Origin of the sequence: Paracoccus fontiphilus, from assembly GCF_017356265.1 — a bacterium.
In the GTDB taxonomy this organism is placed as follows: Bacteria; Pseudomonadota; Alphaproteobacteria; order Rhodobacterales; family Rhodobacteraceae; genus Paracoccus; species Paracoccus fontiphilus.
This window is the reverse complement of record NZ_JAFNAW010000001.1, coordinates 1-20,517: the sequence shown is the minus strand read 5'-3', so window position 1 is coordinate 20,517 and position 20,517 is coordinate 1. Positions and strand designations below refer to the sequence as shown.

The 20,517-nt window shown below is 68.8% G+C and carries 22 protein-coding genes; 16 read left to right on the top strand and 6 right to left on the bottom strand.

The window, feature by feature from the left end:
* Positions 1-21 precede the first annotated feature (21 nt).
* Complete coding sequence (locus tag J0F76_RS00110; protein ID WP_207464316.1) at positions 22-1,536, bottom strand: winged helix-turn-helix domain-containing tetratricopeptide repeat protein; 1,515 nt, start codon at positions 1,534-1,536, stop codon at positions 22-24.
* Positions 1,537-1,650: 114 nt separating this feature from the next.
* Between J0F76_RS00110 and J0F76_RS00105 the strand changes: the two genes are divergently transcribed.
* From J0F76_RS00105 to J0F76_RS00080, 6 genes are all read left to right on the top strand, one after another.
* Entirely contained in the window at positions 1,651-2,727 is a 1,077-nt protein-coding gene (locus J0F76_RS00105; protein ID WP_207464314.1) for a PLP-dependent cysteine synthase family protein, read from the top strand.
* 5 nt (positions 2,728-2,732) lie between these two features.
* Positions 2,733-4,187, top strand: a complete 1,455-nt coding sequence (locus J0F76_RS00100; RefSeq protein ID WP_242689889.1) for a pyridoxal phosphate-dependent decarboxylase family protein — start codon at positions 2,733-2,735, stop codon at positions 4,185-4,187.
* 86 nt (positions 4,188-4,273) lie between these two features.
* The gene (locus J0F76_RS00095) at positions 4,274-4,447 is read left to right on the top strand and encodes a hypothetical protein (protein WP_207464310.1); all 174 of its coding nucleotides are present in this window, start codon (positions 4,274-4,276) and stop codon (positions 4,445-4,447) included.
* Between the two features lie 145 nt (positions 4,448-4,592).
* The gene (locus J0F76_RS00090) at positions 4,593-5,459 is read left to right on the top strand and encodes an EamA family transporter (RefSeq protein ID WP_207464308.1); all 867 of its coding nucleotides are present in this window, start codon (positions 4,593-4,595) and stop codon (positions 5,457-5,459) included.
* A 76-nt stretch (positions 5,460-5,535) separates the two neighbouring features.
* A complete protein-coding gene (locus J0F76_RS00085; RefSeq protein ID WP_207464305.1) occupies positions 5,536-6,249 on the top strand; it encodes an SHOCT domain-containing protein in 714 nt (237 codons plus the stop codon).
* A gap of 31 nt (positions 6,250-6,280) precedes the next feature.
* Positions 6,281-6,436, top strand: coding sequence for a hypothetical protein (locus J0F76_RS00080; RefSeq protein WP_207464303.1), 156 nt, complete (start codon positions 6,281-6,283; stop codon positions 6,434-6,436).
* Between the two features lie 149 nt (positions 6,437-6,585).
* On the opposite strand, the gene J0F76_RS00075 is transcribed toward J0F76_RS00080, so the two are convergent.
* Positions 6,586-7,338: a DUF2243 domain-containing protein gene (locus J0F76_RS00075; protein WP_207464300.1), complete on the bottom strand. Its 753-nt coding sequence runs from the start codon at positions 7,336-7,338 to the stop codon at positions 6,586-6,588.
* Positions 7,339-7,538: 200 nt separating this feature from the next.
* Here J0F76_RS00075 and msuE point away from each other — a divergent pair, with 200 nt between their 5' ends.
* The 7 genes from msuE to J0F76_RS00040 all read left to right on the top strand — a co-directional run bounded on the left by msuE (position 7,539) and on the right by J0F76_RS00040 (position 13,619).
* Positions 7,539-8,096, top strand: coding sequence for an FMN reductase (gene msuE, locus J0F76_RS00070; protein WP_207464298.1), 558 nt, complete (start codon positions 7,539-7,541; stop codon positions 8,094-8,096).
* 18 nt (positions 8,097-8,114) lie between these two features.
* Positions 8,115-9,020 carry a TauD/TfdA dioxygenase family protein gene (locus J0F76_RS00065; RefSeq protein ID WP_207464296.1) on the top strand — a complete coding sequence of 302 codons (906 nt, stop codon included), beginning with the start codon at positions 8,115-8,117 and terminating at the stop codon, positions 9,018-9,020.
* A gap of 11 nt (positions 9,021-9,031) precedes the next feature.
* Positions 9,032-10,378 (top strand): LLM class flavin-dependent oxidoreductase, encoded by a 1,347-nt coding sequence (locus J0F76_RS00060; protein WP_207464294.1) that lies wholly within the window; start codon positions 9,032-9,034, stop codon positions 10,376-10,378.
* Positions 10,379-10,382: 4 nt separating this feature from the next.
* Positions 10,383-11,189 (top strand): ABC transporter permease, encoded by an 807-nt coding sequence (locus J0F76_RS00055; protein WP_207464292.1) that lies wholly within the window; start codon positions 10,383-10,385, stop codon positions 11,187-11,189.
* A gap of 26 nt (positions 11,190-11,215) precedes the next feature.
* Positions 11,216-12,184 (top strand): ABC transporter substrate-binding protein, encoded by a 969-nt coding sequence (locus J0F76_RS00050; protein ID WP_207464290.1) that lies wholly within the window; start codon positions 11,216-11,218, stop codon positions 12,182-12,184.
* Positions 12,181-12,957 (top strand): ABC transporter ATP-binding protein, encoded by a 777-nt coding sequence (locus J0F76_RS00045; protein ID WP_207464288.1) that lies wholly within the window; start codon positions 12,181-12,183, stop codon positions 12,955-12,957. The genes J0F76_RS00050 and J0F76_RS00045 overlap by 4 nt, the downstream gene beginning before the upstream one ends.
* 116 nt (positions 12,958-13,073) lie before the next feature.
* A complete protein-coding gene (locus tag J0F76_RS00040; protein WP_207464284.1) occupies positions 13,074-13,619 on the top strand; it encodes a PRC-barrel domain-containing protein in 546 nt (181 codons plus the stop codon).
* Positions 13,620-13,871: 252 nt separating this feature from the next.
* Here the strand turns inward: J0F76_RS00040 and J0F76_RS00035 are convergent, their stop codons facing one another.
* Together J0F76_RS00035 and J0F76_RS00030 are read right to left on the bottom strand one after the other, a co-directional pair.
* Complete coding sequence (locus J0F76_RS00035; protein ID WP_207464282.1) at positions 13,872-14,975, bottom strand: ParB/RepB/Spo0J family partition protein; 1,104 nt, start codon at positions 14,973-14,975, stop codon at positions 13,872-13,874.
* Entirely contained in the window at positions 14,968-16,374 is a 1,407-nt protein-coding gene (locus tag J0F76_RS00030) for an AAA family ATPase (protein WP_207464274.1), read from the bottom strand. Before J0F76_RS00030 ends, J0F76_RS00035 begins: the two co-directional genes overlap by 8 nt.
* A 527-nt stretch (positions 16,375-16,901) precedes the next feature.
* Between J0F76_RS00030 and J0F76_RS00025 the strand changes: the two genes are divergently transcribed.
* The 3 genes from J0F76_RS00025 (at position 16,902) to J0F76_RS00015 (ending at position 19,876) form a co-directional block, all read left to right on the top strand.
* Positions 16,902-18,095 carry a replication initiation protein gene (locus J0F76_RS00025; RefSeq protein ID WP_207464273.1) on the top strand — a complete coding sequence of 398 codons (1,194 nt, stop codon included), beginning with the start codon at positions 16,902-16,904 and terminating at the stop codon, positions 18,093-18,095.
* 63 nt (positions 18,096-18,158) lie between these two features.
* A complete protein-coding gene (locus tag J0F76_RS00020; protein WP_207464270.1) occupies positions 18,159-19,136 on the top strand; it encodes an SDR family oxidoreductase in 978 nt (325 codons plus the stop codon).
* A 2-nt stretch (positions 19,137-19,138) separates the two neighbouring features.
* On the top strand, positions 19,139-19,876 hold the full coding sequence (locus tag J0F76_RS00015) for a DUF4336 domain-containing protein (protein WP_207464268.1): 738 nt from the start codon (positions 19,139-19,141) through the stop codon (positions 19,874-19,876).
* Between the two features lie 12 nt (positions 19,877-19,888).
* On the opposite strand, the gene J0F76_RS00010 is transcribed toward J0F76_RS00015, so the two are convergent.
* Together J0F76_RS00010 and J0F76_RS00005 are read right to left on the bottom strand one after the other, a co-directional pair.
* The gene (locus tag J0F76_RS00010) at positions 19,889-20,200 is read right to left on the bottom strand and encodes a hypothetical protein (protein ID WP_207464266.1); all 312 of its coding nucleotides are present in this window, start codon (positions 20,198-20,200) and stop codon (positions 19,889-19,891) included.
* Positions 20,200-20,496 (bottom strand): hypothetical protein, encoded by a 297-nt coding sequence (locus tag J0F76_RS00005; RefSeq protein WP_207464264.1) that lies wholly within the window; start codon positions 20,494-20,496, stop codon positions 20,200-20,202. Before J0F76_RS00005 ends, J0F76_RS00010 begins: the two co-directional genes overlap by 1 nt.
* Positions 20,497-20,517 lie beyond the last annotated feature (21 nt).

Below are 20,517 nucleotides of genomic sequence, written 5' to 3'. Positions count from 1 at the left end.
CATCGCCGGGGCCTTTTCGTGTCAGGCGAAGCCGCGCCGCGCCAGTTCCGCCCCGATCCGCTGCCGTGCGCCGTCGTCGCGCAGCGGAAAGGCGGTGAAGAACAGTTCTCGGCTGGCATCGGGGCGCAGGACGCGGACATGGCGGCCCCAGCTTTCGGCCTGACCAGTGCGCCCGGCCAGTCCGTTCGCGGCCATGGCGATCATGCCGATCAGGAAATGCGCGTGCGGCGCCGATGCAGCCCTGTCACCCCAGTCCGCCGCGCAGGCGGGGTCATCGCCCTGCAGCAGCGACAGGGCGCGCGTGCCGAACATCCCATACAGCAGCGGGTCCAGCGGGGACAGCCGCAGGGCGCGGTCCACCCCCTCCTCCGCCTGGTCGCGGCGCGCCAGGATCGTCGCCAGGATTCCCTTGCAATAGAAGCCCTGCGCGTAGTTCGGGTTCAGGTCCGTCGCCCGCGCCAGCCAGCCCGAGGCCACGTCGATCTGGTCCGTCAGCCAGTAGGACCGGCCCAGCGTGAAGGCCCCGAACGGGTCCAGCGGGTCCAGTTCCAGGCTGCGTTCCGCATGGGCGCGGGCCGCACAGGCCGCCCGGTCACGGTCGGGTCCATAGCGCAGGAAGGCATCCTGGAAGCTGGTGAAGGACAGCCCGGCATGGGCGCGCGCAAAGCCGGGGTCCAGCCGGATCGCCTGGCCGAAGCATTCCGCCGCGCGCCGGTTTCCCTCGGCGGTGAAGTGGAACATCTGTCGCAGTCCCAGGTGATAGCTGGCCCAGGCATCCAGGCTTTCGATGTCGCGCCCTTCGGCAAGGTGCGCCTCGTTCAGGGGAACGTGCAGTTCCAGCGCCGTGCACAGCGCGGCGACGATGGTCGCCTGCAACTCGGCCAGCCGGTCCAGGGGCGCGGACAGCCGGTCCGCCCAGAGGATGCGGGCGCCTTCGGCCTCGACCAGTTCGGGGCTGACGGTCAGGATGTCGCCCGACAGCTCGACCGTGCCGGTCAGCAGATAGCGCGCCCCAAGCCGGGCGCCGATGGCAGACAGGCCGCCATCGGCGCGGCCAAAGCGGAAGGACGATCCTCGCGCGATCACCGTGAGCCAGCGCAGCCGCGACAAGGCGCGCAGGATCTCGTGGGCCAAGGCCTCGGTCAGGATGGCGCGATCGGGCGGCAGGCCGGCGGTCCCGAAGGGCAGCACCGCCAGCGAGGGCGCGCCGGGGGCGGCGCCCGCCTGCGGGACGGCGCTGACCGGCTGCATCAGCCGGAAGCCCCGGCCATGCACGGTGCGGATCACGGCCTGTCGCTCGCCGTCGTCGCCCAGGGCGGCGCGGGCGGCGCGGATGCGGCTGGCGATGCTGGCATCCGACACCGCGCCGCCCCAGACCACGTCGGCCAGTTCGTCCTTGCCGACCAGACGCCCGCCCGCGCGCAAGAGTTCGCGCAGCACAAGAAACACCTGCGGCTCGACCGGGATGGGCGTGTCCTTCCGCCGCAGCTCGAACCGCTGGTCGTCCAGTTGGTGATCGCCGAACCGGTAGATCATGCGCCAGTATAGCGCCGAACGGGGGCGTTCTGCATGATTTCTTCATGCCTGCATCAAGCTTTTCGGCGTCTGCCGGGCTATGATGCCGCCAGTTTCGCTGAGGAGTAGCCGTTCATGTCAGACACCATCAGGACCACCAAAGGACGCGGCAGGCTGTATGACAGCATCCTGGACACGGTGGGCGACACGCCGACCATCCGCGTCAACAACCTGTCGCCCGAGGGCGTCACGATCTACGTCAAGGCCGAGTTCTTCAATCCCGCCGCATCCGTCAAGGACCGCCTGGCCCTGAACATCATCGAGGCGGCCGAGCGCGCGGGCACCCTGCGCCCCGGCCAGACCGTGGTCGAGGCGACCAGCGGCAACACCGGCATCGGCCTGGCCATGGTCTGCGCGCAGAAGGGCTATCCGCTGGTCGTGACCATGGCCGACAGCTTCTCGGTCGAGCGGCGGCGGCTGATGCGGATGATGGGCGCCAAGGTCATCCTGACGCCCCGCGCGCAGAAGGGCACCGGCATGTACAACAAGGCGGTGGAGCTTGCGGAAAAGCACGGCTGGTTCCTGGCCCGCCAGTTCGAGACCGAGGCCAACGCCGACATCCACGAATCCACCACGGCGCAGGAAATCCTGGGCGATTTCGCGGGCGGTCGGCTGGACTACATCGTCACCGGATACGGCACCGGCGGCACGGTGACGGGACTGTCCCGCGTCATGCGCCGTGAACGCCCCGACACCAAGATCGTGCTGAGCGAGCCCGCGAACGCCGCGCTTGTCGGCAGCGGCACGCCCCAGGAACGCGGCCCCGACCACGCCCCCGCCGCCAGCCACCCGGCCTTCGAACCGCATCCGATCCAGGGCTGGACCCCCGACTTCATCCCCTATGTCCTGCAAGAGGCGCTGGACAACGGCGGCTATGACGAGCTGATCCCCGTCTCGGGCGCGGACGGCACGGCCTGGGCGCGCAAGCTTGCGGCGCAGGAAGGCATCCTGACCGGCGTGTCGGGCGGATCGACCTTCGCGGTGGCCATGGGAATCGCGGAAAGGTCGGACCCCGGCACGGTGATCCTGGCCATGCTGCCCGACACGGGAGAGCGCTACCTGTCCACGCCGCTGTTCCAGAACATCCCCGAGGACATGGACGACGAGGAACGCGCCCTGTCCGAATCGACGCCCGGCTATCAGATGGGATGACGGCCATGGAAACGCTGGACCCCGCTGACTGGGGCGAATTTTCCCGCATCGCCCACCGGGCGGTGGACCGGGCCATCGCCCGCACCGCCGCCCTGCGCGACCGCCCCGTGTGGCGGCCGGTCCCGCAAGCGGTGCGGGACAGCCTGCGCCAGCCGCTGCCGGTGGCGCCGACGCCTCTCGACCAGGTGGTGGATCAGGCCTGGGACACGGTGCTGGACTATCCCATGGGCAACACGCATCCCCGGTTCTGGATGTGGTACATGGGCGCCTCCAGCCTGACGGGGGCCCTGGCCGATTTCCTAGCCGCCGCCGACGGGTCGAACCTGGGCGGGGGCAACCATGCCGCCGCCGACTGCGAACGGCAGGTGATCGACTGGCTGCGCCAGATCATGGGCTTTCCCGAAGGCGCCAGCGGCACGCTGACCAGCGGCGGGTCGGTCGCCAACCTGATCGGCCTGACGGTGGCGCGGAACCGCATGGCGGGCGTGGACCTGCGCGAGGGGGGCGTGGCCGCCCTGCCCCGGCCCCTGCGTTTCTACGCCTCGGACCAGGTGCATGGCTGCCATCAGAAGGCGCTGGAGCTGCTGGGCCTGGGCAACCGCGCCCTGCGGCGCGTCCCGACCGGCCCCGACTGCCGCATGGACATGGCGGCCCTGGCGCAAGCCATCGCCGAGGATCGCACCGGCGGCTGGCAGCCCGCCTGCGTCATCGCCAGCGCGGGCACCGTCAACACCGGGGCCATCGACCCCCTGCCCGCCCTGGCCGACCTGTGCCGCGACCAAGGGCTGTGGTTCCATGTCGATGGCTGCATCGGCGCCCTGGCCCGGCTGTCGCCCCGCCACGCCCCCCTGCTGGACGGGATCGAGCGCGCCGACAGCCTGGCCCTGGACCCGCACAAGAGCCTGCACGTTCCCTTCGAGGCGGGCTGCGTGCTGGTGCGCGACGCGGCCGCCCACCTGGGCAGCTTCGCGCTGCATTCCGAATACCTGGACCCGGCCCTGCGCGGGATCGCGGCGGGGGGCTGGCTGTTCGATCTGGGGGTCCAGACCTCTCGCGGGTTCCGGGCGCTGAAGGTCTGGATGATGCTGCGCGAACACGGCACCGCGCGGTTCGGCCGGATCATCGGGCGCAACATCGACCAGGCGCGGCGCATGGCGGACAGGATCGACGCCCATCCCCGGCTGGTGCGGCTGTCGCCGGTCACGCTGGACATCGTCTGCTTCCGCCATGATCCCGGCGGGCTGGACCCCGCCGCCCTGGCCGCGCTGAACGGAGAGATCATGATGCGCCTGCAGGAACAGGGGGTCGCCGCCTTCTCGGACACCACGGTCCATGGCCAGCACGGGCTGCGGGCGGCGATCTGCAACCACCGCACCACGGACGAGGACATCGACGCGGCGCTGGCGGCGGTCCTGCGGACGGGCGACGAACTGACCGCGACCCATGCAAGGTCGGCATGACGGATCTGCACAAATGCTGCGTTGCGGCATGGCGGGGAAAGGCCCATCTTCCCCTTGTCAACCAAGGACAGAAAGAGAGACCTGCCATGACCGCCCTCCGCAACGCCATGATCCGCCTCCGCGCGTTCCTGGACGTGATGGATGCCGCGATTTCCGCTTCGGCCGCCGTGCGTTCGCACCACGTGCCCGCCCAGGCCGACCTGCGCCGCCTGGGGATCGAGCCGACGGGCGCCGCGATGGCCGCCATGTCGCGCGCCTGATCCGAACAAGGCAGCATGACCGACCCGGCCCGCCATCGGCGGGCCTTTTGTTTGTCGGCCCCCCTCTTTCGCCCCGCCCGGCTTCGGCCTATGGTCCGGCGGTTTTCCGGGAGGGGACGAGATGTCCGACATCACCTAGCCTGCCGTGGCCGACAACCGCCAGTTCCTGCACGGGCTGGCCTGGATGGCGCTGGCCATGGGGTCCTTCATCGGCATGTCGGTGGGATCGCGCGAACTGGCCGCGACCCTGTCGATCCGGCAGGTCCTGTTCTTTCGCGCGCTTGTCGGGCTGTTCGTGATCCTGGCGGTCGGCCGCAGCCTGTGGCCCGAGGTCCGGCGCGCCGCGCAGATCCGCCTGCACCTGTGGCGCAACCTGATCCATTTCACCGCACAGTATTTCTGGACCATCGGCGTGGTGCTGCTGCCCTTGGCCTCGGTCTTCGCACTGGAATTCACCATGCCGATCTGGGTGACGCTGTTCGCCTGGCTGCTGCTGAAGGAACGCCTGACGGGGCCGCGCCTGCTGGCGACGGCGGGCGGGTTCCTGGGCGTCCAGGTGATCGTGCGCCCCGGCATCGCCATGGTCGATCCGGCGGCCGCGCTGGTGCTGATCGCCGCGGCGGGATACGGGCTGTCGATGATCCTGGTGAAGCGGCTGACGCGCCATGCCTCGCCCGGCGCGATCGTCGTCTGGATGATCCTGATCCAGCTGCCGCTGGGCCTGGCCGCGGCGCTGACCGACTGGCGGCCCGTGTCGATCGCCGACATTCCCTGGATGCTGCTGGCGGGATTGGGGGCGCTGTCGGCCCATTACGGCATGGCGCAGGCCTTGCGGCGGCTTGACGCCTCGATCCTGATTCCCGTCGACTTCCTGCGCGTGCCGCTGGCCGCCCTGGTCGGCTTCGCCTTCTATGCCGAGGCCATCGACCTGTGGGTGTTTTTGGGCGGGGCGATCATCCTGCTGTCGAACTTCCAGGCGGTGCTGGCGGAACGGCGCAGGATGGGCAGGTAGCCCCGCCGCCCGGCCCTTGACAATGCCGCCCGGCAGGTCCGTCCTGACAGGGCGCACCAGGATCGGAGGCCTTGAGATGCACCTGACGGACGAACACCGCCGACGCGCTGCCGCCATAGCGCATCGGCACGGCTTCAGCCCCGCCGCGGCCGAGGCGATGCTGCTGTCGCTGGCAAGGGGGGGAGGCACGCAGGCGCAGTTCGACCATTCCGAATTCGGCGGCATGGGCCAATGGTCCGGAGGGATGCTGATGATCGGCGCCATGTTCGACAACGGCCTGAAGGCGCGGGTCGAGGCGCTGATCGGCGACCTGTCGCACCTGGCGGGACAGGTGGCGCAGGCACGGCCGGAAACGGACGACGCCGCCGCGTCGGAATGGCCGGCATCGCTGGGGGTGCCGTCCGCGGCCGGATCGCAGGGCGGCACGAGCTATGCGGTCTTTCCCGCCACCCGCCGGCTTGCGGTCAGGCGCGGCGGGCGGACCGTCCTTTACGACACGGGCGACCACCGGATCGGCGGCGTGTCCCAGCAGCAGGGCACGGACGGGTCGCTGGCCTTCAACAGCCAGCACGGGCCTGTCTCGCTGGACAGCCTGAGCCCCGCCGATCTTCCCCCGGAAGCGTCCAAGGGATCGACCGGCCCGGACCTCGGCCCGGCAAAGGCCGATCCTCCTCGGGCCGAAGCGTCGATCACCGCCACCATCGAGCAGCTTCATGCGCTGCTGTCGCGGGGCGTTCTGACGCAGGCCGAATTCGACGCGAAGAAGGCGGAGTTGCTGGGCAGGCTCTAGGCCGGGTCAGGCCCGGACTTCAAGGGCGTCCATGATCGTCTCGAACCGATCGGCCGACCCTGTCGGGCAGGTCCTCGGGCTGCACGTCATCGCCGGGCCGGATGGGCAGGAAGCGCGGCTCGTGGATCATCGGCCCTGGTCATTGCGGTTCAGCATCTCGACCTCGTGGACCTCGGCAAGGGCGTGAGGGACGGACAGTCATCGTGCGGCTTGCATCGGACATTCTCCGGAAGATGGAAGCCATGAACGGGGCTGCCGTCGCGCGGGTCGGTCAGGCGGGACGCGGCGACCTGGAAAGTGGCGCTGGATGTGCCGGTGGATGGTCGGCTGGCCCCTCTATGCGGCGGACCAGCTGAAGCAGCCGGGCGGCAGGCCCGCGCCGCTGACCAGAAGCGCGCCCCGGCGATAGAGGTGCCACTTGCGTCCCTGCGGCAGGTCGATCAGCACGACCCCGTTTCCGTCCGTCCAGACCAGCTCCGCACCCGCTTCCTTCAGCACGGCGTCGATCCCCGCCTGGCCCAGCGACTGGCGGAACACCGCGGCGGTCAGCGGCTGGTCCGGCGGCGGCCGCAGGGCGATCGCGCCGGCCCCAAGGGTGACAAGCGACAGAAACAGCCCCGCCACCCGCGATCCGCGCCGCGACAGGCCGCCGCCCGTGCCGCGCAGCAGCCGCAACCCCAGCGCGGCGGGCAACAGGCCAAAGACCACAAGCCACAGCAGGTCCCAGAATAAGGGGTTGGGGCTGTCCACCTTGATGCGGTGGATGCCCAGGATCCAGTGCGACAACAGCGTATCGACGACATGCCAGGCGCCAAAGCCGATCAGCGCCGCGCCTGCCAGACCCCGCCCCGGCAAGGGCGAGCCGCGCCCGGTCCGCCACAGCAGCCACAGGCCAAGGGCTGCGATCCCATACATCAGCGCATGGAAATAGCCGTCCCACATGACCTGGGTGCGCAGTTCGGTCACGGCGGGCACCAGGCTGAGCAGGTGATGCCATTGCAGGATCTGGTGCAGCAGGATGCCGTCGAAAAAGCCGCCCAGGGCGAAACCCAGGGTTGCGCCCGCCATGATCCAGGATCGGTCCGCCATGTCACACCTGTCCTTGCCGATGCCCCTGCGGGGCAACCCCGTTCCCTCCCGAATGTTCCCAGGCGGCGATGAAACGCGGGTTCTGCCCCGGGCAGGTCGGGCGACAGGATGCTTCCCTTTTCGACCCGATCTTTGGAATCGCCAAAAGCTGCCCCGGCCGTAAATATCGACAAAGACAGTCGTGATACGGAGACACCCCCATGACATTCCGCATTGCCGGTCTTGCCGGCAGTCTCAGCCGCCCCTCGAAGACCCGCGCCCTGGTCGATCATGCCGTGGCCCTGGCGGCCGGACGCCATGGCGCGCTGGCCTCGACCTATGACCTGGGCGATCTGCAGCCAAGCCTGGGCCAGGCCGCATCCACCGGAGACCTGGACCCGCTTGCCCGCAAGATCGTCGAGACGATCCTGTCGGCCGACGCGCTTGTCATCGGCAGCCCGGTCTACAAGGGCAGCTATTCCGGCCTGTTCAAGCACCTGATCGACCTGATCGATCCGGCGGCCCTGCGCGGCAAGCCCGTGCTGCTGACCGCGACCGGCGGCGGCGACCGGCACGCCCTGGTCATCGAACACCAGTTGCGCCCCTTGTTCGGCTTTTTCGAGACGGCCACCCTGCCCACCGGCGTCTATGCCAGCGCCGCCGATTTCGCGGACGGCCTCCCCTCCTCGGCCGCGCTGCTTGAACGGCTGGACCGCGCCGTCGATCAGTTCGCCCCCTTTGTCCGCCGCGACAACCCGGCCCTGTCGGTCGCGGCCTGACGCCCAAGGAACAAACCCATGACCCGTCACGAAACCTTTCCCGCCGCGATCCCCGCCGCCGACGTGCTGCCGGTCACCCCGCGCATCGGGGCCGAGATCCGCAACCTTTCGCTGTCCGCCGACCTGCCGGACGCGATCCTGTCGGACATCGAGGCGCTGCTTCTGCGCCACAAGGTGCTGTTCTTCCGCGGCCAGCATCACCTGGACGATGCCGCGCAAGAGGCGTTCGCCCGCCGCCTGGGCGACCTGGCGCCCCACCCCACGCAGGCCGTGGTGCAGGGCACGGCCTCGATCCTGGAACTGGACGGCAGCCGGGGCGGCGGGCGGGCGGACCGCTGGCACACGGACGTGACGTTCGTGCCCGCCTATCCCAAGGCCTCGGTCCTGCGCGGCGTGGTGATCCCGCCGGTGGGCGGCGACACGATCTGGGCCAACACCGCGACCGCCTATGACGACCTGCCGCCTGCGCTGAAGACCCTGGCCGACGGCCTGCGCGCGGTCCATTCCAACGACTACGACTATGCCGCGCAGCGCCCCAGGGCCAGCGAGCAGGACCGCAGATACCATGCCGAGGTCTTTGCCCGCACCGTCTTCCAGACCGAACACCCGGTTGTCCGCGTCCATCCCCGCACCGGCGAGCGCGTGCTGGTGCTTGGCAGCTTCCTGCAACGGATCGTCGGCCTCTCGCGCGAGGAGTCGCTGAAGATCTACGAAACCCTGCAGGCCCATGTCACCGCGCCGGAAAACACCGTGCGCTGGCGCTGGCAGGCGGGCGACGTGGTGATCTGGGACAACCGCGCCACCCAGCATGTCGCGGTGAACGACTATGGCGACGCGCACCGCGTGGTGCGCCGCATCACCCTGGACGGCGATGTGCCGGTGGGCGTCGACGGACGCGCCAGCATCGCCCTGACCGCAGCCTGAAGGAACATCCCATGACCCGCAAGATCCGCCTTGGCGCCTTTCTTCCCGGCGGCGGCCAGCATATCGCAAGCTGGCGCCACCCCGACCAGCCTGCCGACGGCGCCGTCAGCCTGGACTTCCACGTCCGGCTTGCGCGCGAGGCCGAGCGCGGCCTGTTCGACGCCTATTTCCTGGCCGACGGCCTGGCGACCGGGGGCACCTCGGAAGGGGGGCCCGCCCGCATCGCGGGGTTCGAACCCGTGACGCTGTTCGCGGCGCTTGCCACGCAGACCACGCATCTGGGCTTCATCGCCACCGCCTCGACCACCTATGAGGAACCCTACAACACCGCGCGCAAGTTCGCCTCGCTTGACCTCATCTCGGGCGGGCGCGCGGGCTGGAACGTCGTGACCACGGCGACCGAGGCGGCGGCGCGCAACTTCAACCTGGACACGCAGCACCCCCATGCCGTCCGCTACGCCCGCGCGGCCGAGCATGTCGATGTCGTGCGCAAGCTGTGGGACAGCTTCGAGGACGACATCTTCATCCGCGACAAGACCAGCGGCGCCTTCCTGGACCGCGCCAAGCTGCACCGCGCCCATCACAAGGGCCAGCACTTCAAGGTCGAGGGGCCGCTGAACGTGTCCCGGTCCCCGCAGGGCCATCCGGTGATCGTGCAGGCGGGCCAGTCCGAGGACGGGCGCGGCCTTGCCGCCGCCACGGCCGAGGTGATCTTCACCGCCCACCAGCGGCTGGACACGGCCCGGGACTTCTACCGCGACATCAAGGCCCGCGCCCGTGGCCTAGGCCGCGACCCCGGTCACATCCTGATCATGCCGGGCGTATCGCCCTTCGTGGGCCGCACCGAATCCGAGGCGCGCGAGAAATACGAGGAGCTGACCAGCCTGATCCTGCCCGAGGACGGGATTTCCCTTCTGAACGGGCTGACGGGCGGCACGCTGGACCTGTCGGGCTACGACCTCGACGGTCCCCTGCCCCCGGCGCCCCCGACCGAGGGGATGAAGTCGCGCCAGGCGCTGATCCGCCAGATCGCGGACGACAACGACTTCTCGATCCGGCAGCTTTACCAGTGGGTCGCCTCGGCCCGCGGGCATTATACCATCATCGGCAGCGCCACCCAGGTCGCCGACATGCTGCAGGACTGGTTCGAGAACGAGGCCGCCGACGGCTTCAACATCCTGCCGCCTTGGCTGCCGACCGGCCTGACCGACTTTGTCGATCTGGTGGTCCCCGAACTGCAGCGGCGCGGGCTGTTCCGCACCGCCTATGAAGGCAGCACCCTGCGGCAGAACCTGGGCCTGCCCTTCCCCGTCAACCGTCACGCGGTAGCCCGTGCGGCAGCCCAGGCGGCGGAGTAAGGCCATGACCCTGCAGAACCTCGACACGCCCGCCCGCCGCGCGCGCGGCCTGCCCGCCCCGCCCTTGCGTGCCTTCCTGTCGCGCTACAGCCTGGTCATCGCCTTTCTGGTCCTGTGGCAGGCATCGGGCAAGCTGGGCTGGATCAGCCCCGCCGTCCTGCCGCCGCTGGACGCGATCCTGGGGGCATTGTGGACCGGCATCGCCAGCGGCGCCTTGGTCGATGACATCGCCATCAGCCTGCAGCGCGCCGGGCTGGCCTTTGGCGCCGCCGTGGGCCTCGGCATCCCGCTGGGCCTGCTGATGGGCCAGTTGCGCCCCGTGGAACGCGCGCTCGACCCGATCCTGCAACTGTTCCGCCAGACCTCGGCCCTGGCGCTTTATCCGGTGTTCATCCTGCTGCTGGGCCTGGGCGAGACGTCGAAGATCTTCGTGATCTTCTGGGCCACGCTGTTTCCGACGCTGCTGGCCACGGTCGGCGGCGTCAAGCAGGTGGACCGCAAGCTGATCGAGATGGCCGAAAGCTATGGCGCGGGCCGGGTGCAGGTGTTCCGCCGCGTGGTCCTGCCCGCCTCCGTCCCCGCGATCTTCGTGGGCCTGCGCCTGTCGGCCACGACCGCGCTGCTGCTTCTGATCGCGGCCGAGATGATCGGCGCCAACAAGGGCATCGGCTTCCAGGTGATGAACGCCCAGTACAATTTCCAGATCCCGCTGATGTTCGCCGCCATCCTTCTGATGGCCGCGCTGGGCCTTGCCGCCAATGCCGTCCTGGTCCTGCTGCAGCGCCGCCTGTGCCGCTGGTCGCTGGACTGAACCCAACCCATCCAAAGGAACATGCCATGAAACACGTCCTGATCTCGCTTGCCCTTTCCACCGCGCTTTCCGCCCCCGCCTGGGCCGACGAGGTGGTGATGCGCTACATGCCCAGCCACGGCGGCGTCAGCGCCCATGACCTGGCCGAGGAGCTGGGCTATTTCGAAGGCACCGGCATCGTGCTGGAAAGCGCGGGCTACGCCTCTGGCGGGCCTGAATCGCTGATGGCCCTAGCCGGCGGCTCGATCGAGATCGGCAGCGCGGCCACGGCCGCGGTCCTGAACTCGATCATCGGGGGCAACGACTTCGTCGCGGCCTATCCCACCAACGGCATCAACGACCAGGTCCAGTCGCTCTTCTACGTGCTCGAGGACAGCCCCATCCGGTCCATCGCGGACATCGCAGGCAAGACTGTTGCGGTGAACACGCTGGGCGCGCATCTGGATTACACCGTGCGCGAAGGGCTGCGGCAGGAAGGGCTTGCGCAGGACGCGGCCAACCTCGTGACCGTTCCGGGGCCGCAGCTTGAACAGGTGCTGCGGTCGGGCCAGGTCGACGTCGCGGCCTTCGGCTATTGGCAGACCACCTTCGAAGGCGCGGCCCGCGGGAACGGCGGATTGCGCGCGATCTTCGACGACACCGACGTGTTGGGAGAGATCGCGGGCGGCTTCACGGTCCTGCGCAAGGACTGGGTCGCCGATCATCCCCAGGCCGCGCGCGACTTCGTGACGCAATCCGCCCGCGCCCTCGACTATGCCCGCGAACACCCCGAGGAAACGCGCGCCATCATCGCCCGCGTGCTGGGGGAACGCGGCGAGAACCCCGAGGTCGCGCAGTACTTCGCGGGCTTCGGCGTGCGCCCCGGCGGGCTTGCCACCGAACGCGACATCCAGTTCTGGATCGACGTCCTAGTGCGCGAGGGCAAGCTGCCCGAAGGCAAGCTGACGGCCCGCGACGTGCTGCTGGTCACGGGCGAGGAGGTAGCAACGAAATGACCCTCGACACCCTTGGCGACGCGACGGCCAGGGGCGCGGTGTCGCTGCGCCACCTGACCAAGTCCTTCACCCTGAACGGCCAGCCGCTGCCCGTGCTGCGCAACCTGTCGCTGGACATCCGGGGCGGCGAGAGCCTGGCCATCGTCGGCCCCAGCGGCTGCGGCAAGACCACGCTCCTGCGCCTTCTGGCGGGACTGGAAAGCGCCGACGGCGGACAGGTGCTGATCGACGGCGCCCCCGTCACCGGGGTCGGCACCGAGCGGGCGGTGATCTACCAGGAGCCGCGCCTGCTGCCCTGGCTGACCGTGCTGGAGAACGTGGCCTTCGGGCTGGAGGTGCGGGGCCTGCCCCGCGGCGCCGCCCGGGACCGCGCGCGCCGCCATGTCCGCCTTGTCGGCCTGTCCGACTTCGAGACGGCCTATCCCCGCCAGCTTTCCGGCGGCATGGCCCAGCGCGTGGGCATCGCCCGCGCCCTGGCCGTTCAGCCCGAGATCCTGCTGCTGGACGAGCCGCTGGGCGCGCTCGATGCCATGACCAAGCTGACCATGCAGGAGGAACTGGCCCGCATCTGGCACGAGGAGAAGGTCACGATGATCCTTGTCACCCACGACCTCGAGGAAGCGATCTTCCTGGCGGACCGGGTGCTTGTCCTGTCGGCCGACGGAACGCCGCCCGCCGTGATCCCGGTCGACCTGCCGCGCCCCCGCGACCGCAACACCGGGGACTTCGTGCGGATGCGCCGGATGCTGATGGGGCGGTTCGGCCTGCACTGACAGGCGGGCGGCAGGCGATCACGATTTGGTTTGCCGGGTAACGGGCATTTTCCGGAACTTTGCGGCAAAGTGCAGGTTTTCCAGACAGTTCGCTTTGGACTCAAAGGAGACATCCCATGACCAAGCTTCTGACTTCGACCGCCCTGATGGCCATGCTGGCCGGCCCGGTCCTGGCCCAGACGGCAGAGCCTGCCGCCCCGGCCCCTGCCCCGGCCACGACCGAAACCATGCCCGCCGGCGATGCCGCGACCACCCCCGCGCCTGCGGGTAACATGGCGGCCGCCACCCCAGCCGCCACCAACATGGGCTTCGGCTACATGGCGACGCCTGCCGACATGTCGGCCGAGACCTTCATCGACAAGAACCTCTATGCGGCCGAAACCGATCCCGACACCAGCGCGACCTATAACGAGGCCGACGAAGGTTGGGATAACATCGGCGAGATCGAGGACCTGGTGATCGACGAGACCGGCCAGGTCAAGGCGGTGCTCGTGGACATCGGCGGCTTCTTGGGCCTGGGCGAACGGACGGTTTCCGTGGCCATGGATCAGCTTCGCATGATCCGCGACGGCGATTCCGAGGACGACTACTTCATCGTCTTCACCGCCAACCGCGAGGCGCTGGAAAACGCGCCTGCCTTCGAATGGGCCGTCCGCGACTGACCCTTTCCGGCCCGACCGGCACGCAAGGCGGCCCGAAGCGCAAGCTTCGGGCCTTTCGCTTCCTGAAGCCTTGGCGGGGCTCCGCGACCTCGGGTCTGTCAGCGGACAGCTTGATCCCCGGCGCCCTCGGAAGGCCCGACGCGTCTTCCTCACGCTCTTCTCACGGATCAAGGCACCGCTGTTCGACGTCGATGTTCCTAAATTGTTCCAACACTTGCGCCGGCTCGGCAGCCGCATGTTTCGCTGCGAAACCTATCGCTCCAACAAGACCCGTATCTCGCTCATCAGGCTGTCCATCAGATCGCTGCTCAGCGATGCACCTTCCAGCCGTAAGACATGGGCATCGCCGTCGCGCGCCCGACGTATGGTGATCCCGGCCGTGGTGCGGATGGTCATGTCGTCGATCCAGCCATACTGCACAGGCGCCTTGCCGCGCGGTCGTCCTCCGCGCGCGGCATTGCGGGGCGCGCTGTCGGCCTCTGCCACGGCGGGTTCAAGAAGCTGCCATTCCTCCTCGGCGTCCTCGGGCGTGCGCACCGCCAGCGCCCGGCGCAACCGGCCTTCGGCGCCATCGCGTAGCGCGGCCGACAGGCGCAGGCCGCGCTTCTCGGTCAGCGCCTCCGGAAAGCGCAGCATGTCGCCCAGTTCCTCGAAGATCAGCGCGAAAGAACGGACCTTCGACCGCTTCGCCTTCGATCCTGTCGCGTAAAGACGGTTCACCGCATCCTCGACATTGGCGAAGGCGCCCTGCTTGGCGGCGATGACGGCGATGCGGCCCCGCTCGAAATGGCTCAATTCCTCGCGGACTTCGTTCTCCTCGACCATGGCGACGAAGGCCGCGTCGGCCTCGGAGCGCGGGCGGACCAAGGCGCGGATGCGGGCATAGCTGTCAGACCCGGTCAGTTCGCGCAGGCCTCGGACCGCAGCCAGACGGCGATAGCCTGACAACAGGCCATAGCGCTGCCCCTGCCCTTCCAGCTTGAACACCTCGATCGGCAGGCGCAGCCCATTCGCGGCGATGGAAAGCCGCAGTTCCTGCATCTCGTCCTCGCCCATGACCATGCGGTCGCGGATCATCGCGCCCTCGTCGATCTGGTCGATGGGCAGTTCGGCGATCAGCAGCCCCTGCCCTTCGGCCTGCCGCAGCCTTTCGGCATCGGCTTGGTCGCGAGCCCGCGCCACGCGGGACTCGGCGCTTTCGGCGGTCGCCGCCGAGGCGGTTTCGGCAGCGACCTGCGCCACCGGCGCAATGCCCGGCCCGATGGAAGGCCGCCCCGAGGTTTCGCGGCGAAACTCCTCTTCGATCCGGCTGAGATCCTCGTTGCTGGGGGTTTCCAGACGCCTGCGCTTAACCATGTGCCTTCTCCTCGCTCTCGCCCTCATCCGCCTGCGCCATCTTCAGGTCGCGCCACCAGGTGCCCAGGATCAGTTCCTTCACCTCGGCCCAGGTACGGTCGAAGGTTTCCCGTCCGCGGACATAGGTGTCGCGGTTGAACTCGCGGTAATCGGCCTCGTAGATGCCGTTCACCTGCTCGCCTGCCTGGCCGATCATGGCCGTGACCTCTTGCCGGAAGGTGGTCATGAAGTCGCCGAAATAGGCCTGGATCACGTTCGCCAGATCGGTCTGCTGCGCCGCGTCGAAGCGCGTGATGATGGCGCGGACCGCGTCCCATTCGAAGCGGATCTCGGGCAGGCCTTCGCGGCGGCGGGCGGCGTTCTCTCCATCCTCGACGCTGGCGAAGGTGGAGTAAAGCATGTCGAAGAACCGCCCCGTTGAATCGAACTCCAGGAACGACGCGCCCAGCGGCACCAGCAGGATATCGGCTGCCGCCAGCGCGTTGATCGTCAGGTAGCCCAGCGCGGGCGGGGTATCGAGGATGATGATGTCGTAGTCGTTGACGATGCCGTCGTTGTTCAGCGCATTCCCCAGAGCGTCCCACAACGGCCAGCCGCGCAGGCCCATGCGCCAGACCGGCACCTGGAACTCGGCCCAGTAAAGGTTCAACTGCGCGCCCAGAAGGTCGATGTTCGGCCAGTGGGTCGTCTGGATCAGGTCGCGCGCCGAAACCTTCAGGGCCTCGGTCAGGGTCTCGTCGAAGGGCAGGGGGGGCTGGCCCGCCGCTTCGCGGACCCGGTTCTCGTCCTGCAGGGCAAGGGCATAGTCCTTGGCCAGCAGCGGAAAGGCGGTGGACCATTCATCGGCCACCTTGCCCCCCATGATGGATGTCATGCTGCCCTGGCTGTCCAGGTCGATGACAAGCACCTTGTAGCCGTCAAGCGCCGCCGACATCGCCAGATGCGCCGCGGTCGAGGTCTTGCCGACGCCGCCCTTGAAGTTGGCCACGGCGATGGTCTTGGCGGGCAGCCCTTCGGGGCGCCAGGGACGATACTCGCGGCCTGCCGCGCCTTCCGCCGCGAAGTGGTCGCGCAGGCGCAGGACGTCCTCCAGGCTGAACCACTTCGAGTTGCCTTCGCCCGTGCCCTGGGGCAGGTCCGGGAACTTGCGCAGGACGCGCCGGAAATGGGCCGGGGCGACGGGGATCAGGTACCGGCAGATCTCCCATGTGGAGAAGCGGCGCAGGCGCTTGTGGCCGTCGGGGGCATAGCCGCGCTCGGCCAGGTCCTGCCGCCCGCGGGTGGCAAAGGCCGCCGCCTTCGCGAACCGTGCCGTGTCGATCGGATCGGACAGCCGGCGGGCCGCCTTGGCCGGGTCGATGTTGAAATAGGGGGGCAGGGGGTCCTTGCCTGATGACATATCACTGTTCTCGCGATGTGCTATATTGAGGCGTATTCAAGGCAATCTATTGCACATGAACGGCGCCGTGGAAATCGCGGCATGAGGTTTCGCTGCGAAAACCCCCTTTCGAATGATCCAAAAGCACCAATGCTTTAAAGGATCTATGATTCTCTTTAAGATCTTTGTTCCAGAATCTTCGTTTAATATCATTTATCTATGGCCGGAATGGTACCGGGATACGGGATCAAGGGCACCTGTTTTCAGGATGGCGGGCACCCGATTCCGGGAAGGCGGGGACCGATTCGCAGGAAAGGGCGATTTCGGGCACCGGAGCGGCCTCAGGACCGCTTTCGCTTCTCTCGATGTCGCATTCAATCCCGTAAACGGGTTCCAATGCATCGCCTCCAGAAGCAAAGGCACCCGTTTCCGGGAGGCTTGCGGCTCGGCCCCCTATGTCCCTGCGGTGCCCGACGGAAGATTGCCACAGGGTACCTTATGAGACATAGTCGCCGCCAAACCGATTCACCTTGCCACGGGGCAGCGACATGGACGAGATTCCCCGCGACCAGTTGACGGGCGCGCTACGCCGGGGCGCGGTCAAGAAGCATGTCGCGGCGATCCATGTGTCGGGCAAGCTGACGCTGTTGCAGCGCAAGCTGTCCAATGTCCTTCTGCTGAATGCCTATGACACGCTGATCAGCAGCACGCGCCACCAGATCGACGCCCGGACGCTGTGCCTGATGATCGGCTACAACTCGAACGACATCGACACGCTGAAGCAGTCGCTGCGCGGCCTGGTCGAGACGGTGGCCGAATGGGACATGCTGGACGAGAAGGGCCAGCAGGAATGGGGCGTCAGCAGCCTTCTGTCCTATGCCAAGCTGAAGGGCGGCGTTTGCGAATATGCCTATTCCCCGGCCTTGGCGGAAAAGCTGAACGACCCGAAGGTGTTCGCGCTGATCAACCTCAACATCCAGCGGCGCTTCACCTCGGGGCACGCGCTGGCGCTTTACGAGAACTGCTATCGCTTCGTCAGGACGGGTTCGACGGGATGGTGGCCGATCGACCTGTTCCGGCGGCTGATGGGCGTGGACGGGTCCGCCTATTACGAGACCTTCAAGCACCTGAACGCCAAGATCATCAAGCCCGCCGTGGCCGAGGTGAACAGGACCAGCAACATCGTCGTCACGCCCGAGACCAGGAAGACGGGCAGGGCGGTCACCGACATCCGCTTTCGCATCAACGACAACCCGCAACTGGCGATCCTGGACATCGACGATGGCGGCGGGGTGCGGCACGGGCCGGTCTATGCGCGGCTTCGCGCGCTTGGCGTCAGCGACCGGTTGGCGCGCCAGTGGCTGGGTTCGCACGGCGAGGAGCAGGTGCTGTCCAAGCTGGACTATGTCGAGGGGAAGGAAGGGGTGCGCAGCAAGATCGGCTACCTGACGGCGGCCCTGCAGGGCGATCCCGAACGCGCCGACGAAGCACCCCCGTCCGCCCCGTCGCCGCGCGCCGAACGGCTGCGGCGCATCCTGGAGGCGGTCAAGGCGCGCACGCCGACCCAGCGCGACGCCGACAAGCGGCTGTTCATGAGCCAGTTGCCCGAGGCGCGGCTGCGCGACGACTTCGAACGGCATGGCTGGCTGTCTCCGCTGAACGCCGCCCGGATCGCCCGCTTCTGGCGCGAGATGGTGCCCGAGATGTTCGAGGGCGAGCCCGAGGACGAGATGCAGGCCTAGCGCGGGAACATTCGGTCCGCCCCCGATGTTCTGCAGCAGGTTCGGCGCAGGAAAGGTGGACGGATGAGGAAGCATCGAAACAGGACGGGCGTGCCCACCGTCGTCATCACCGGCGCGTCCAGCGGCATCGGCCAGGCCACGGCCGAGGCCTTCGCCCGCAAGGGCGCGCGGCTGGTGCTTGTGGCGCGCGATGCCGACGCGATCGAGGCGGTCGCGCAGGATTGCCGCGACCTTGGCGCCGAGTCCATGGCCATCGCCGCCGACATCACCGACGCCGTGGCCGTCGCCGAGGTGGCGCAGCGCGCCGCCGACTTCGGCGGCGGGATCGACGTCTGGGTCAGCAACGTCGGCGCCGGGGCGGTCGGCGCCTTTCACGAGGTGCCGCTGGAAGCGCATGAGCAGGTGGTCAGGACCAACCTGATCGGGCACATGAACGATGCCCATGCCGTCCTGCCGTTCTTCCTGCGCCAGCGCCGCGGCGTCTTCGTCAACATGATCTCGCTGGGCGGTTTTGCCGCCGCCCCCTATGCGGCCGCCTACAGCGCCAGCAAGTTCGGGCTGCGCGGCCTGGGCGAGGCGCTGAGGGGCGAATTGCACCACGAGCCCGACATCCATGTCTGCGACATCTATCCGTCCTTTGTCGATACGCCGGGCATCTCGCACGGGGCGAACTATACCGGCAGGGAACTGTCGGCGCCGCCGCCGGTCCTGGATGCCCGCCGCGTGGCCGATGCCATCGTCGATCTGGCCGAACGGCCGCGTCCGACGACCATGCTGGGCGCGCCGACCACGCTGATCCGGCTGGCCCATGCGGTTTCGCCCGAGCTGACGACGCGCGCCATGGCGCTGTTCCTGGAGTCCTATTTCCGCCGCGCGCCCCGCACCGCCGTCGCCCCCGGCAACCTGTTCCGGCCCGCGCGGCAGCCCGGCGGGATCGACGGCGGGTTGCGATCGCCGGCGCAGCGGTCCGGCCTGGCGGGTCTTGCGGTGGGCGCCGCCGCGATCGGCATCCTGGCGGTCGCGCTGAAAGGGCGGCGCTGACGATGGCGCCCGTCACCTATCCCCCGCTCGACACGCTCAAGCCCGCGGCAGAGAACGTCTGGGTGGTGGACAGCGGGCCGATGAAGGCGATGGGCGTCATCCCGATCCCGGTCAGGACCACCGTCATCCGCCTCGCCTCGCGCGAGGTGATGGTTCATTCGCCATCCCGGCTGACGCCGGATCTGCTGCGCCAGATCCAGGACATCGCCCCGATCCGCCATCTTGTCGCGCCCAATGTCGCGCATTGGACCTTTCTGAAGGACTGGCAGCAGCAGGTTCCCGATGCCGTCACCTGGGCGGCGCCGGGCCTGCGCAGGCGGGTCCAGGTCAAGCGGTCGGGCGTGCGGCTGGACCACGACCTGGGCGAAGCCGGAGGCCATGGCTGGCCCGAGGAACTGGCGCAGGTCGCGGTGCACGGGGCAGGGGGCTTCTGCGAGGTCGCCCTGCACCATCGCCCCAGCCGGACGCTGATCCTGGCGGATCTGGTCCAGAACCTGGAGGCGGCAAGGCTGCCGGTGCTGCTGCGCCCCTTCGCGGCGGCGGCGGGAGTGCTGGCGCCCGACGGCCGCGCCCCTGCTTATCTGCGCGCCGTCGTCAAGCTGGGCGGCGCCCGGGCCCGAGAGGCGGGCCGCCGCCTTGTCGCGCTGCAGCCGGAACGCGTCATCTTCGCGCATGGCCGATGGTTCGACTACAAGGGCGCGGAACGGCTTGAACGCTCGTTGCGGTGGCTGGTGCGGTAGGGCGCGAAGGGATCAGCCGCAACTGGAGGTGAGAACCACCGGCAGCAGCGTCACGGCGCTTGCGACCGCGCCCACCCAGTTGCCCGACCGGACCAGTCGCGCCTGGGTGGCGTCGCCGCCGGGTCGGTTAACCGCGATCAGCAGCCCGTGCAGCCCCAGGCCCGCCAGCCACAGCAGGATCAGCACGGCGGGATGCAGGGTCCCGAGGGGGGTGTCGACCGCAGGCCATCCCCGGGCGCAGCCCAGGCCATGCAGCGCATAGACGGCCGAGAAGAGCAGCGACCACAGCAACGGCCCGGCCAGCATCCGCGCGACCCAGGCCATCAGCCGATCTCCTGCAGGACCACGACACCCAGGGACAAGGCGGCGGTGGCCAGCCAGAAGCCCTGGAACAATTGCCAGACGGGCGCGGCGCCCCGGCGCAGGGTGCTTGTCCGCCCCCGCCGGGCATCGGTCAGGCTGCGCAGGCCCAGCATCAGGGCAACAACGCCGTGAAAGGCCGCGTGACCCAGCAGCACCGCGCGCAGGGCGTCGCGGGCGTGGCGGCGCGGATCGTCCAGTTGCCAGGCAAGCCCGCCCAGCAGCGCCAGCGCCAGCCCGGTCGCCAGGACCCCGGCCATCGCTGTCTCTTATACACATCT